At 66.6% G+C, this 13,169-nt stretch carries 14 protein-coding genes; 10 read left to right on the top strand and 4 right to left on the bottom strand.

What is annotated here, in order from left to right; translation table 11 throughout:
• Positions 1 to 244: 244 nt before the first annotated feature.
• Entirely contained in the window at positions 245 to 532 is a 288-nt protein-coding gene (locus L2U69_RS01385) for a hypothetical protein (RefSeq protein ID WP_236104557.1), read from the top strand.
• Positions 533 to 536: 4 nt separating this feature from the next.
• Complete coding sequence (locus tag L2U69_RS01380; RefSeq protein WP_236104556.1) at positions 537 to 833, top strand: hypothetical protein; 297 nt, start codon at positions 537 to 539, stop codon at positions 831 to 833.
• Positions 834 to 837: 4 nt separating this feature from the next.
• Here L2U69_RS01380 and msrP read toward each other — a convergent pair whose 3' ends face one another.
• From msrP to L2U69_RS01365, 3 genes are all read right to left on the bottom strand, one after another.
• Positions 838 to 1,866 (bottom strand): protein-methionine-sulfoxide reductase catalytic subunit MsrP, encoded by a 1,029-nt coding sequence (gene msrP, locus L2U69_RS01375; RefSeq protein ID WP_236104555.1) that lies wholly within the window; start codon positions 1,864 to 1,866, stop codon positions 838 to 840.
• A gap of 97 nt (positions 1,867 to 1,963) precedes the next feature.
• On the bottom strand, positions 1,964 to 2,449 hold the full coding sequence (locus L2U69_RS01370) for a Dps family protein (RefSeq protein ID WP_236104554.1): 486 nt from the start codon (positions 2,447 to 2,449) through the stop codon (positions 1,964 to 1,966).
• A gap of 163 nt (positions 2,450 to 2,612) precedes the next feature.
• The gene (locus L2U69_RS01365; RefSeq protein ID WP_236104553.1) at positions 2,613 to 3,815 is read right to left on the bottom strand and encodes a pyridoxal phosphate-dependent aminotransferase; all 1,203 of its coding nucleotides are present in this window, start codon (positions 3,813 to 3,815) and stop codon (positions 2,613 to 2,615) included.
• A gap of 195 nt (positions 3,816 to 4,010) precedes the next feature.
• Between L2U69_RS01365 and uvrB the strand changes: the two genes are divergently transcribed.
• The 5 genes from uvrB (at position 4,011) to moaD (ending at position 9,858) form a co-directional block, all read left to right on the top strand.
• Entirely contained in the window at positions 4,011 to 6,194 is a 2,184-nt protein-coding gene (gene uvrB / locus L2U69_RS01360; protein WP_236104552.1) for an excinuclease ABC subunit UvrB, read from the top strand.
• Positions 6,195 to 6,247: 53 nt separating this feature from the next.
• On the top strand, positions 6,248 to 6,670 hold the full coding sequence (locus L2U69_RS01355; RefSeq protein ID WP_236104551.1) for a dihydroneopterin aldolase: 423 nt from the start codon (positions 6,248 to 6,250) through the stop codon (positions 6,668 to 6,670).
• Positions 6,671 to 7,112: 442 nt separating this feature from the next.
• Complete coding sequence (gene uvrC, locus L2U69_RS01350; protein WP_236104550.1) at positions 7,113 to 9,035, top strand: excinuclease ABC subunit UvrC; 1,923 nt, start codon at positions 7,113 to 7,115, stop codon at positions 9,033 to 9,035.
• Complete coding sequence (gene pgsA, locus L2U69_RS01345; RefSeq protein ID WP_329605354.1) at positions 9,032 to 9,610, top strand: CDP-diacylglycerol--glycerol-3-phosphate 3-phosphatidyltransferase; 579 nt, start codon at positions 9,032 to 9,034, stop codon at positions 9,608 to 9,610. Before uvrC ends, pgsA begins: the two co-directional genes overlap by 4 nt.
• Positions 9,610 to 9,858 carry a molybdopterin converting factor subunit 1 gene (gene moaD, locus L2U69_RS01340; RefSeq protein ID WP_236105733.1) on the top strand — a complete coding sequence of 83 codons (249 nt, stop codon included), beginning with the start codon at positions 9,610 to 9,612 and terminating at the stop codon, positions 9,856 to 9,858. Before pgsA ends, moaD begins: the two co-directional genes overlap by 1 nt.
• 3 nt (positions 9,859 to 9,861) lie before the next feature.
• Here the strand turns inward: moaD and L2U69_RS01335 are convergent, their stop codons facing one another.
• Complete coding sequence (locus L2U69_RS01335; RefSeq protein WP_236104549.1) at positions 9,862 to 11,139, bottom strand: NAD(P)/FAD-dependent oxidoreductase; 1,278 nt, start codon at positions 11,137 to 11,139, stop codon at positions 9,862 to 9,864.
• Positions 11,140 to 11,197: 58 nt separating this feature from the next.
• Here L2U69_RS01335 and L2U69_RS01330 point away from each other — a divergent pair, with 58 nt between their 5' ends.
• The 3 genes from L2U69_RS01330 to L2U69_RS01320 all read left to right on the top strand — a co-directional run bounded on the left by L2U69_RS01330 (position 11,198) and on the right by L2U69_RS01320 (position 13,123).
• A complete protein-coding gene (locus L2U69_RS01330) occupies positions 11,198 to 11,500 on the top strand; it encodes a hypothetical protein (protein ID WP_236104548.1) in 303 nt (100 codons plus the stop codon).
• Positions 11,501 to 11,581: 81 nt separating this feature from the next.
• Positions 11,582 to 12,322 carry an arginyltransferase gene (locus L2U69_RS01325; RefSeq protein ID WP_236104547.1) on the top strand — a complete coding sequence of 247 codons (741 nt, stop codon included), beginning with the start codon at positions 11,582 to 11,584 and terminating at the stop codon, positions 12,320 to 12,322.
• A gap of 96 nt (positions 12,323 to 12,418) precedes the next feature.
• On the top strand, positions 12,419 to 13,123 hold the full coding sequence (locus tag L2U69_RS01320) for a hypothetical protein (RefSeq protein WP_236104546.1): 705 nt from the start codon (positions 12,419 to 12,421) through the stop codon (positions 13,121 to 13,123).
• Positions 13,124 to 13,169: the final 46 nt, after the last annotated feature.

Below are 13,169 nucleotides of genomic sequence, written 5' to 3'. Positions count from 1 at the left end.
GGCGCGAGACGAGAATCGCCTGCAATGGATGTGGCTTTTCCTCCCATTTCGGATTGTTTTCGCGCATCGAAATCGCCCCAAATCTACCGTGCATCAGGGGTTTCGCCCCGCAACACGGTTAACGACCATTCATATATAACCATTTCGGGTTTTATTGCTGTCGATTGTGGGGGTTTTCTGGGCTGAAATTCTTCAAACGAAAAGCCGCGGTCGCGCGGCGACGGTGACCGAGGCTTGGGCTCACATGGAAACACTACGCGAAACGCTCCGTCCCCCGCAGATGCATGATCTCCGCATCATCAACATGACCGTGCGTCAGATCGAATCGATGCGCCGCGACATGCAGGACAGCGTGCTCGACGCGCTGATGACGGCGAACCAGGACTTTCTGGACAGCCGCCTGAAGCAGGAGGAATTCGCCCTCGCCCATGAAATCGCCCGGGTGCTGAAGAACAGCCTATCGCTGACCGAAATCGTCCTCGACCGGCTGAAATCGTCGTCCGACGGCTCGACCGCCGAAACCGGGAAGTAATGCCATGAGTTACCAGAACCTGTTCTCCCCCGCGACGGACCTGCCCGTCGCCCGCCCTGCCGCCCTGGATCGCAGGCTGACCGAACTCCTTCTGGTGCTGCAGCGGCGGGGCCAGGGGGCGGATTTCGGCCTGGTGCCGCGCAATACCTGCCGCGTCGACATGGGCATGGACGGCTTCGAGCTGGATGCCCTGCTGCGGCGCGCGCGCCAGCGCGGCCTGGTCGACACCGGCCTCGCCTACGACCATGTGGCGCTGACCCGGCGCGGCGCCGATATGCTGGCCGCCGGCCACCGCTTCTGAACGGCTACATGTAGAGGGCTTCGCCCTCGAGTCCCTTGTAGAGCCCGGCGACCTGCTCGCCATAGCCGTTGAACAGCAGGGTCGGGCGCCGATCGTCGGTGCCGAGCACGCGCTCGTAGGCCTGGGACCAGCGCGGGTGCGGAACCTGGGGGTTCACATTGGCCCAGAAGCCGTATTCGTCCGGGCTCAGATCCTGCCAGAAGTTCACGGGCCGCTGGTCGGTCAGGGTGATGCGCACGATCGACTTGATCGACTTGAAGCCGTATTTCCACGGCAGCGCGAGGCGCAGCGGCGCGCCGAACTGCGGCGCCGCCGGCTTACCGTAGACCCCGGTGACCATGAAGGCGAGATCATTCGCCGCCTCGGCCATGGTCAGGCCCTCGACATAGGGCCAGGGATAGAAGGGGCTGCGCTGGCCGCTGGCCACATCCGGATTGTTGAAGGTCTCGAAGCGGACGTAGCGGGCGTCGCTCGTCGGCTCGACCATGGCGAGAAGGCTGCCGAGCGGAAAGCCGGTCCAGGGCACGGCCATCGACCACGCCTCGACGCAGCGATGGCGGTAGAGCCGTTCCTCGAGCTGAACCCGGGACAGCAGGTCGTCGATGGCGAGCCGCATGGGTTTCGCCACCATGCCGTCGATCACCACTTCCCACGGACGCACGGGGAGTTTCTCGGCATTGGCCCAGATCTGCTTGTGGGTGCCGAATTCGTAGAAGTTGTTGTAGGTCGACGCCCATTGCTCGTCGGTCACCGCGCGGTCGAGGGTGAAGGCCTCGTTCCGGGCCGCGGGATAGAGATGGGCGGAAGGATCGGCGGCGGCGGTGGTGCCGCTGGCGGCGCCGGGGGTGGCGCCAGGGGTGGCGGAGGACGATGCGTCGCTCGACATCGCGTCCTCGCCATCGCAGCCGGCGATCGCGAGCACGGTACCCGCCGCGGCGATCTTCATCAGGCGCCTGCGGTCGAGGAAGACGGACTCCGCTGTGGCGTCCCCTTCCCTCAGGCTGTCCCAGGCCTTGCGGATCTTGATGAGCATGGCGAACACTCCGGCATTGGCGGTCTATCCGGTAAGTTCGCCGGGACCGGCCGGCAGGTTACACCCGCCGGCCGTCCGATCATAGAAAGTGCGGGCGTCAGGCCAGCATCGCGCGGAGCATCCACGCGGCCTTTTCGGAGGCCGCGATACGGCCCACCAGCATGTCGGCGGACGCCGTGTCGCCCAGCTCGCCCAGCTCGCCTTCCGACTTGCGCAGCACGCGGGTCAGGGTCTCATGGGTGGAGAGGACGTCGCGCACCATCTCGTCGGAGGTCGCGTTCTCGGCCGCCTCGGAGATCGTGGTGAGCTTCGAGAAGGCGGTCAGCGAACCCGGCGCCTTGTGGCCCAGGGCACGGATGCGCTCGGCGATCTCGTCGATCGAGTCGTGCATCTCCGTGTACTGCTCCTCGAAAGCGGTGTGGAGCTGACGGAACTGCGGACCCGTGACGTTCCAATGGTAGTTGTGGATCTTCAGATAAGCCGTGAACGTGTCCGCCAGGGCGACGCTCAGGATGCCGGCGGCCTTCTCGCGGGCGGCATCGTCGAGCCCGATGTCGATGGCCGGTTCGTTACTCTTGGTCATGATCATTACCTCCTGTCCTCAGGGTTGAATGTAGGAAGGCATTTGGCCCGTTTCAAGGCAATTTTTAGAATGTTTCTAAAGCTCTGAGAGGCCCGCGACGAAGCGTCTCGGGCCCCGCCATTGCAGGCCCCGAGCCAGGACGCCGCCCCGCATGTGCCCGCCCTCAGGCGAGGGCCGCGCAGGCGCGCTGGATGCGGGTGCAGGCCTCCCGCAGCGCCTCTTCCGAGGTCGCGTAGGAGATGCGGAAATAGGGCGACAGGCCGAAGGCGACGCCGGGCACCACCGCGACCCCCTCGGCTTCGAGGAGATAGGTGGCGAAATCGCCGTCGCTCTCGATCACCTTGCCGTCCGGCGCCTTCTTGCCGATGACGCCGGCGCAGGACGGATAGACGTAGAACGCCCCTTCCGGCCGCGGGCAGGTCAGGCCCGTCGCCTGGTTCAGCATGGAAACCACCAGATCGCGCCGCTCCTTGAAGCGTTCGGCGCGGGGCGCGATGAAGTCCTGCGGGCCGTTCAGGGCCTCGACCGCCGCCGCCTGGCTGATGGAGCACGGGTTCGAGGTCGACTGGCTCTGGATCTTGGCCATGGCCTTGATCAGGGCCGTGTCGCCCGCCGCATAGCCGATGCGCCAGCCGGTCATGGAATAGGCCTTGGAGACGCCGTTCACCGTCAGCGTGCGGGGATAGAGCGTGGGCTCCACCTGGGCCGGGGTGACGAAGTCGAAACCGTCGTAGACGATGTGCTCGTACATGTCGTCGGTCAGCACCCAGACATGGGGATGCTTGACCAGGACGTCGGTCAGCGGCTTCAGGTCGTCGCGGGTATAGGCCGCCCCCGTCGGGTTGGAGGGCGAGTTCAGGAACACCCACTTCGTCTTTTCGGTGATCGCCGCCTCGAGCTGTTCGGGCTTCACCTTGAAGCCGCTTTCCAGCGTCGTCTCGATGATCACCGGGGTGCCGCCCGCCAGCAGCACGATGTCGGGATAGGAGACCCAATAGGGCGCGGGGATGATCACCTCGTCGCCCGGGTTCAGGGTCGCCATCATGGCATTGTAGATCACCTGCTTGCCGCCCGAGGCGACATGGACCTGGTCCGGCGTGTAATCGAGACCGTTCTCGCGCTTGAACTTGGCGCAGACCGCCTTCTTCAGCGCGGGCGTGCCGTCGGGCGCGGTATATTTGGTGTCGTTGTTCTCGATCGCCTTGATGCCGGCGGCCTTGATGTTGTCCGGGGTCGGAAAGTCCGGCTCGCCGGCGCCGAGGCCGATGACGTCGCGGCCGGCCGCCTTCAGCTCGGCCGCCTTCTGGGTCACCGCGATGGTCGGCGACGGCTTGATGCGCGCGAGGGACGAAGCGATGAAGGCCATGGCAGCACCGGCTGTTGTGGGATCGAGAAAGCGCGGGAACCCTAGCCCCGCCCAGAGCCTTCATCAAGTGCGTAGCACGTATGGGACGCAGCTTCGGCGCGGCATTCCACCGCGCCGCCGGGCTATGCGCGCCACGCGGGGTCGAAACGCGCCTCGGCTCTGGCGGGGCGGGCCCGGCATCCCTATAAGGAACATATGGCGAATGCGATGAATGGCCCGACGGTTGCCGAGATCGCGGCCTGGGTGCCGCACCGGCCCGACCGCCCCGAGAAATCGGAAGGCGGCCGGCGTTTCCGGCTCGTCTCCGACTTCGCGCCGGCGGGCGACCAGCCGACCGCGATCGAGGAACTGGTGGGCGGAATCGACGGCGGGGAGCAGGATCAGGTCCTGCTGGGCGTCACCGGTTCGGGCAAGACCTTCACCATCGCCCATGTCATCGAGCGGACCCAGCGCCCGACCCTGATCCTCGCCCAGAACAAGACCCTGGCGGCCCAGCTCTATGGCGAGATGAAGGCCTTCTTCCCCGACAATGCGGTGGAATACTTCGTCTCTTATTACGACTACTACACGCCGGAAGCCTATGTGCCCCGGACCGACACCTATATCGAGAAGGAAGCGTCGATCAACGCGCAGATCGACCGCATGCGCCACTCGGCCACCCGCGCCCTTCTGGAACGGGACGACGTGATCATCGTCGCCTCGGTGTCGTGCATCTATGGCATCGGCTCGGTCGAGACCTATACCGCCATGACCTTCGCCCTGAAGGTCGGCGACGTGGTCGACCGCAACGAGATCCTGCGCCAGCTCGTCGCCCTCCAGTACCGGCGGAACGATGCCGCCTTCCAGCGCGGCACCTTCCGGGTGCGCGGCGACAGTATCGAGATCTTCCCCGCCCACTACGAGGACCGGGCCTGGCGCGTCACCCTGTTCGGGGACGAGATCGACGGCATCGCCGAATTCGACCCGCTGACCGGCGAGAAGACCGATCCGCTGGACTTCGTGAAGGTCTATGCCAACAGCCACTATGTGACGCCCCGCCCCACCCTGCATCAGGCGGTGAAGCAGATCCGCGTCGAACTCGCCGCGCGGCTGGAGCAGTTGAACGCCGAAGGCCGCCTCCTCGAAGCCCAGCGCCTGGAACAGCGCTGCAACTTCGACATCGAGATGCTGGAGGCGACGGGGGTCTGCGCCGGGATCGAGAATTACTCGCGCTACCTGACCGGCCGCCGCCCGGGGGAACCGCCGCCGACCCTGTTCGAATATCTGCCGGACAATGCCCTGGTCGTGGTCGACGAGAGCCATGTGACGGTAGGCCAACTCGGCGGCATGGAACGGGGTGACAACAAGCGGAAGTCGACGCTTGCGGAATACGGCTTCCGCCTGCCGTCCTGCATCGACAACCGGCCCCTGAAGTTCTCCGAATGGAATGCCATGCGGCCGCAGAGCATCTTCGTCTCCGCGACGCCGGGCAAATGGGAGCTGGAACAGACCGGCGGCGTCTTCACCGAACAGGTGATCCGCCCGACCGGCCTGATCGACCCCGAATGCTACATCCGCCCGGTCGAGAAACAGGTGGACGACCTGATCGCCGAATGCCGCGCGGTCGCCGCCAAGGGCAACCGCGTGCTGGTCACGACGCTGACCAAGCGCATGGCCGAGGATCTGACGGAATATCTGCACGAAGCCGGTCTCCGGGTTCGCTACATGCATTCCGACATCGACACGCTGGAGCGGATCGAGATCCTGCGCGACCTGCGTCTCGGCACCTTCGACATCCTGGTCGGCATCAACCTGCTGCGCGAGGGCCTCGACATTCCGGAATGCGCCCTGGTCGCCATTCTGGACGCGGACAAGGAGGGGTTTCTCCGCTCCGAGACCTCGCTGGTGCAGACCATCGGGCGGGCGGCGCGCAACGTCGACGGCCGCGCCATCCTCTATGCCGACAAGATCACCGACAGCATGAAGCGCGCCCTCGAGGAGACGGACCGCCGCCGCGCCAAGCAGCGCGCCTATAACGAGGCCCACGGCATCACGCCAGAAAGTGTCCGCAAGGCGATCGGCGACATCCTCGAATCCGTCTACGAGGCGGACCATCTGAAGATCGACATCGAGCACACGGATCATCTGGTCGGCAACAATCTGAAGACACATCTGGCCGATCTCGACAAACGCATGCGCGCCGCCGCCGCCGACCTCGAATTCGAGGAAGCGGCAAGGCTCCGCGACGAGATCCGCCGGCTGGAGGCGTCCGAGCTCGAAATCGCCCAGAACCCCAGCCTGCGCCCGGCCCCCTCTCCGGCACGTCCGCCGTCGCGCGGCCGGTCCAGCGGCGGGCGCCCCGGCGTCCGCACCCCGAAGAAGAAACCCGCCCGGCGCTGAGACGCGCCGCGGCCCTTCGACATGCCCCGTTTTCGCCAAGGTTTTCCCGTCCCATGACCAAGAGTTTCATCACCCCTGTCGGATTTGCCGACGCCCATCAGGGACTCGCCCATCTCTTCGTGCGCGGCCTGACGGTCGAGGCCGAGATCGGCGTCTGGTCGCACGAGAAAGGGCGCCGTCAGATCATCCGTCTGGACATGGATCTGGCGGTGGACGACACACGTTCCGCCGGCGACGACCATGGGAAAGTGGTGTGTTACGAATGGGCGTCGAACGAGGCGCGCGACGTGATCGCCAGCGGTCACTTCAACCTCGTCGAAAGGCTCGCCGAAGAGATCGCGGCACGTCTCCTATGCGATCCCAGGGTTCACGCCGTTCGCATCCGCGTGGAGAAACCCGGGGCGATTCGGGGCGCCGACGGGGCCGGAATCGAGATCGTTCGCCTGGCCACGCGATCGCCCGAGGTGCTGCCCTGAGGCAGGCGGCCGGGGTGTCGCGGACCGCGAATTTGTACACAGGCGCGCCTAGCAATGGGCGCCCCCGGGCGTCAAGCGGAAAAATAGTAAACAGAGTCTGAGTTTTTGGGCGCCCCATGGCTAAGTATCTGATTTCATTGACACCCCACTTCCCTGCTCAATAATTGAGCAAGGACGCAAGGACCCAAGAAACCTGCGGGGGTACGGCCTTGAGTCCAGAGTTGCCAACAGGGTTTTCCACAGGAATCGTGGAAAGTGTCAGCTTGATGTCGACAAAGTTTCAGCACCCCCCGACGCGTCAAGCGGCACCCTTGGATTCCTGCGGCTTCCAGGGCCTCGCGCAGGGTTTGTCGCACTGTAACAAGGGGCTTCTTCGCAGGTGCAGCACGGCATTTGCGTCTGCCGTGTACCGCGCCGAATCGCGCCATTGCGGGTCGAACATATGAATGCGGTCAATTCCGATGATACCGCCGACGCGGCGGAGAATGCGGTGCAGGAAACGAGCGTAGCGCCCGATGCGCGCGGCCGCGACGTGATCCGTCGGCATTTGTCGACATTGGGCAACGGTCCGGGCGTCTATCGCATGATCGATACCCGTGGCGACCTCCTCTATGTCGGCAAGGCGCGGAACCTCAAGCGTCGCGTTTCGCAATATGCCAACGGTGTCCACCCGTCGAATCGCATCGCCCGCATGGTGGCGGAGACGGCCCAACTCGAGGTCGTGGTCACCCACACCGAGGCCGAGGCCCTGCTCCTCGAAGCGAACATGATCAAGCGGCTCAAGCCGCGTTACAACGTCCTCCTCCGGGACGACAAGTCCTTCCCCTATATCGTCATCGCCAAGGACGGCGAATGGGCGCGCCTCGGCAAGCACCGGGGCGCCCGCGGCACCAAGGGCAGTTACTTCGGACCCTTCGCCTCCGCCGGCGCCGTCACCCGCACCCTGAACGACCTTCAGCGTGCCTTCCAGCTCCGCTCCTGTTCCGACGCCATCTTCAATTCGCGCAGCCGGCCCTGCCTGCTCTATCAGATCAAGCGCTGTTCGGGCCCCTGCGTCGGCCTCATCGACAAGGCTGACTACGGGCGCCTGGTCGAACAGGCGGAGGATTTCCTGTCCGGCCGCAGCCAGGCGATCCAGCGCGAGCTTTCGGCCAGGATGTCGGCCGCCGCCGAGGATCTGGATTACGAGCGCGCCGCGATCTTCCGCGACCGCATCAAGGCCCTGACGGCGATCCAGGCCCACCAGGACATCAACACCGATGCCGTCTCGGAAGCCGACGTCGTCGCCCTGCACATGGAGGGCGGCCAGGCCTGCGTGCAGGTCTTCTTCTTCCGGGCCGGCCAGAACTGGGGCAACCGCGCCTATTTTCCGAGGATCGACAAGACCGACGAGGCCCCCGCCATCCGCGCGGCCTTCATCGCCCAGTTCTACGACGAGCGGCCGCCGCCGCGTCTGGTGCTGGTCGACGGGCCGGTCGACGACGCCGACCTGCTGGCGGAAGCCCTGACGACCGTCGCCGGGCGCAAGGTCGACATCGCCGAGCCGCGGCGCGGCGCCAAGGCCGATCTGGTCGGCCATGCCCGCACCAATGCCCGCGAGGCCCTGGGCCGGCGCCTGGCCGAAACCTCGAGCCAGGCCCGCCTGCTCGCCGCCGTGGCCGAGACCTTCGACCTGGACGGCCCGCCCGCGCGGATCGAGGTCTACGACAACAGCCACGTCATGGGCACCAATGCGGTCGGCGGCATGATCGTCGCCGGGCCCGAGGGGTTCCAGAAGAACGCCTACAGGAAGTTCAACATCAAGGGCGAGGACCTGACCCCGGGCGACGACTTCGGCATGATGCGCGAAGTGCTGACCCGGCGCTTCAAGCGCCTGATGACCGAGAACCCGGACCGGGACGAGAATGGCGCCGCCTGGCCCGATCTCGTGCTGATCGACGGCGGCGCCGGGCAGTTGAGCGCCGCCCTCGGCATCCTGCGCGACCTCGGCATCGAGGACGTCGCCCTGGTCGGCATCGCCAAGGGCCCGGACCGCAACGCCGGGCGCGAGCGTTTCTTCATGCCCGGCCGCTCGGAATTCACCCTGGAGCCGCGCTCGCCCGTGCTCTATTTCCTCCAGCGCCTGCGCGACGAGGCGCATCGCTTCGCCATCGGCACCCACCGCGCCAAGCGCGGCAAGGAAGCCGTGCGTTCCGCCCTCGACGAGATTTCGGGTGTCGGCCCCAGCCGCAAGAAGGCGCTGCTGCATCATTTCGGTTCGGCCAAGGCGGTGGCGCGGGCCGGCCTCGCCGATCTCGAAAAAGCCCCGGGCATCTCGAAAAGCGTCGCGAAGCTCGTCTATGATCACTTCCACGAAAAAGGATGACGTGGCTCACGATGATCAGCACCCTGCCCAACCTGCTTACCCTGTTCCGCATCGTGGTCATTCCCCTGATGGTAGGGGCATTCTTCCTGGATTTCCCGGTTTCGAACTGGCTCGCCTTCGGGCTCTTCACCGCCGCCTCGATCACCGATTATTTCGACGGCCTGCTGGCGCGGGCATGGAATCAGACCTCGCCCCTCGGCCGCTTCCTCGATCCCGTCGCCGACAAGCTGCTGGTCGCCGCCGCGATCGTCATGATGGTCGCGATGAAGCACATCACCGGTCTTGCCGTGATCGCCGCCGTCATCATCATGTGCCGCGAGATCCTGGTGTCGGGCCTGCGCGAATTCCTGGCGGAGATAAGGGTCGGGCTGCCGGTCTCGAAACTCGCCAAGTGGAAGACCACGGTGCAGATGCTGGCCCTCGGCTTCCTGCTGGTCGGCCGCGCCTCCCCCGCCGCGATCCCGAGCGAGACCATCGGCCTCTGGTGCCTGTGGCTGGCGGCGGGGCTCACCCTCGTCACCGGCTACGACTATCTGCGCGCCGGCCTGAAGCACATGACGGGGGGCACGGCGTGATGCGCGTGCTCTATTTCGCCTGGGTGCGGGAAAAGACCGGCACCGCCGAGGAGGACCTGGGCACGCCGCCGATCGCGACGGTCGGGGAGTTGATCGCCTTCCTGCGCGCGAAGAGCCCGCGCCATGCCGACGCCCTGGCCGACCGGGCGGCGCTTCGGGTCGCGGTCAATCAGGATTTCGCGACCGACGCGACGCCGGTCGCCGCCGGCGACGAGATCGCGATCTTCCCGCCCGTCACCGGCGGCTGACCCTCACGACAGAAGGTCGCGCAGGCGGAACCACATCATGGCCGCCATCAGCAGCGGCGTGCGCAGCAGGGGACCGCCGGGAAACGGCCGGTGCTTCAGGCGCGCGAAGACGTCGAAACGCCCGGCATCGCCCGCCACCGCCTCCGCGACCAGCTTGCCCGCCAGATTGGTCAGCGCGATGCCATGGCCGGAGAAGCCCTGCAGGTACCAGAGATTGTCGCCCAGGCGGCCGAAGTCCGGCAGGCGGTTGGCCGTGATGTCGACGAGGCCGCCCCAGAAATGCTCCACCTTCACGTCGCGCAGTTCGGGGAAGGTCTTGGCCATCTTGCCGCGCATCACCATCGGCTCGTGCGGGCCGGTACGCCCCGAATAGGATGCGCCGCCGCCGAACAGGATGCGGTGGTCGGCCGAGCGGCGGAAATAGTCGAGGACGAAATTGCTGTCGGAGACGCAGGGGTTCGACGGCATCAGCCGGTTCACCACCTCGGCCCCAAGCGGTTCGGTCGCGATGATGAAGGTCGCGACCGGCATGATGGTGCGCGCCAGCCGGGGCCGCAGATCGCCGACATAGGCATTGGCCGCCAGCACGACATGGGCGCAGTCGACCTCGCCATGGGCCGTGCGCACCAGGGGCCGCGGACCTTCCTGGATCTCGGTCACGCGGCTGTCCTCGTGGATGACGACGCCCGCGGTCTCCGCCGCTTCCGCAAGCCCCAGGGCGTAGTTCAGCGGATGCAGATGACCGCCGCCGTGATCGAAGACACCGCCATGGTAACGCTCGGAGACGACGTGGGCGGCCAGCGCCGCGCGGTCGAGCACGGTCTGGTCGTGATAGCCGTAGCGCGCGGCCATCATCTCCGCATCCTCGACCATCGCCTTGAAATGGGACGGCTTGGTCGCGGCATGGACGTAGCCGGGCCGCCAGTCGCAGGCGATGGCATGGCGCTGGATGCGCCGGCGCACGATGTCCGTCGCCTCGACCGTCATGTCCCAGATGGCGCGGGACGCGGTCTCGCCCGCCAGCTTCTCCACCGCCGCGACGCCCGGGTTCAGGCCGTTCAGCATCTGGCCGCCGTTGCGCCCCGATGCGCCGAAGCCGACCAGCGCCGCCTCGAGAAGGGTGACGTGGAAGCCGCGTTCCGCGAGTTCGAGGGCGGCGGAAAGACCGGCATAGCCGCCGCCGACGACGCAGACGTCGGTCGACACCCGCCCGGCCAGGCCGTGGCGGCGCGGGCCTGGGTTTCGGCTGGCCACATAGTAGGAGGGTTCGTATCCTGTCATGGCGCCAAGCTCGCCGGGGCATCCTTTCCCGTCAAGCCCGCACGCATGGAGAGCAGGTATGTCCGTAACGGAATGGGGTTTCAGGGTCCAGGATGCGTTCCACGCGACCATCATGATCGACGACGAGCCGGCGCGGGAAGGCGTCGAATACGTCATCGGCCTGTCGCGGGGCGAGACCGACGTCTCGGTCCTGGTGCGCTGCCTCTTCCCCGAACAGGTCCGCGAGGCGACCATGACGGACTACCGCCATCAGGCGAATACCTGCATCGGTTTCCTCCTCGATCAGATGGAGGAAGGCTGGACCCCCGAAGGCGGGGAGGAATTCATGATCATGATCCCCGATCCGGTGGATTCGGCGTGATCCTGGTGGAGCGATGCGTTGACAGGACGGGTCCTTGGGCGTCGAATTGAGAGACTGGATCTGGAAGAAAGACAGGCGCCGTTGACCGAGCATCCCACGGTTCGTTTTCCCTATTTCTTCGTCACCGTCCCCGCCCCCTGTCCCTATCTTCCCGGGCGGATGGAACGGAAAGTCTTCACGCGCCTCAACGGCGACGATCCGGTCGGCCTGAACGACGCCCTCACCCACGCCGGCTTCCGGCGCAGCCAGGGCATCGCCTATAAGCCCGCCTGCGACGGCTGTCAGGCCTGCGTCTCGGTCCGGGTGCCGGTGGACCGCTTCACCTTCTCGCGCAATTCGCGGCGCATCCGGACGCGCAACGCCGACCTGCGCCTGCGCGAGGTGCCACCCTTCGCGACCGAGGAACAATTCGCCCTGCTGCGCCACTATCTCGAGGCGCGCCACCCCGGCGGCGGCATGGTGGAGATGGACGCGCTGGACTTCGCCGCCATGATCGAGGACAGCCCGATCGACACCCATGTCGCGGAGTACCGCGACGGCGACGATCAACTGCTGGCGGCCTGCCTGGTCGACCGCCTGGCCGACGGCCTTTCCCTCGTCTATTCCTTCTTCGATCCGGACGACGAGACCCGCTCGCTCGGCACCAATGTCGTGCTCAGCCAGATCGAACGGGCACGTATCCTCGGCCTGCCCTATGTCTACCTCGGCTATTGGATCGAGGGCTGCCGCAAGATGGTCTACAAGGCCCGCTATCAGCCGCTGGAGGGACTTGGCCCGGACGGCTGGCAGCCCCTGCGCATCGAGGCCGGCGAAAAGCCCTGACGACCGGCGGCACGGCGGACGCGGCGCGGGCGCCGCGCTTGCCCGCCGGCGCACAAGACGCTTGACCGAAGGCCCCGGAAAGGGTCCCTTGTCGCCATGGTCAGGGCTGCTTCCATTCTCGCGATTTCGGCGTTGCTGGTCACCGCCTGCGTGCCCGTACCGGAAGCCCCGCCGCCGGCGAGTGCGTCCATCAGCCCCGCCCCGCCCAAGACCCCGCCCGTCATGCCGTCGCGCCGTCCCTTGCCGCCGACCGTGCCCGCCGTCACCGAGTCGGCGGAAGCGGCAAGCGTGCCGCCACCCGCCGTGATCGGCGGCACCGAGGACGGCATCGTGACGGCGGTGCCCCTGCCCGAGATCACTCCGGTGGCGCCGGTCCTGGTCGCGCCGCCGCCGCCGCCGAGCCCGGCGCCCGTGCACACGCCCGGCCTGGCGCCGGTCGATACCGGTCTCCGCCTCGACCTGCGCACGCCCGAAAGCCTGCCCCGCACCGCCACCGCCGTCAGCCTGCCGGTGGAGGCGCGCCTGAGCAACGAGGGCGGTAACGAAGTCCATCTCAGCGCCGCCACGCCCTGCGAGGTGACGCGGTGGGAGATACTGAGCGGCGAAGGCATCGTGATCCTGGCCAAGGAAGCCGATCTCTGCGCCCAGGTCGTCGCGGAAGCGATCCTGAAACCGGGGGAGACCCTGGTCACCCGCGATCAGATCGACATTCCCGGCAATCGCCTCGCCATCGGCGATTATCGCCTGCGCTACCGTTTCTGGGGCGCCATGGCCGAGGCCGATATCGCCATCGAGCAATAGGGCCACCGAACAGCAGGAACGAAAACGCCGCCGGCGGGGGCTGCCC

The sequence above is a fragment of the Zavarzinia marina genome (assembly GCF_021568905.1).
GTDB lineage: Bacteria > Pseudomonadota > Alphaproteobacteria > Zavarziniales > Zavarziniaceae > Zavarzinia > Zavarzinia marina.
The sequence above is the reverse complement of the archived record's forward strand: the minus strand, read 5'-3'. Positions and strand labels throughout refer to the sequence as shown.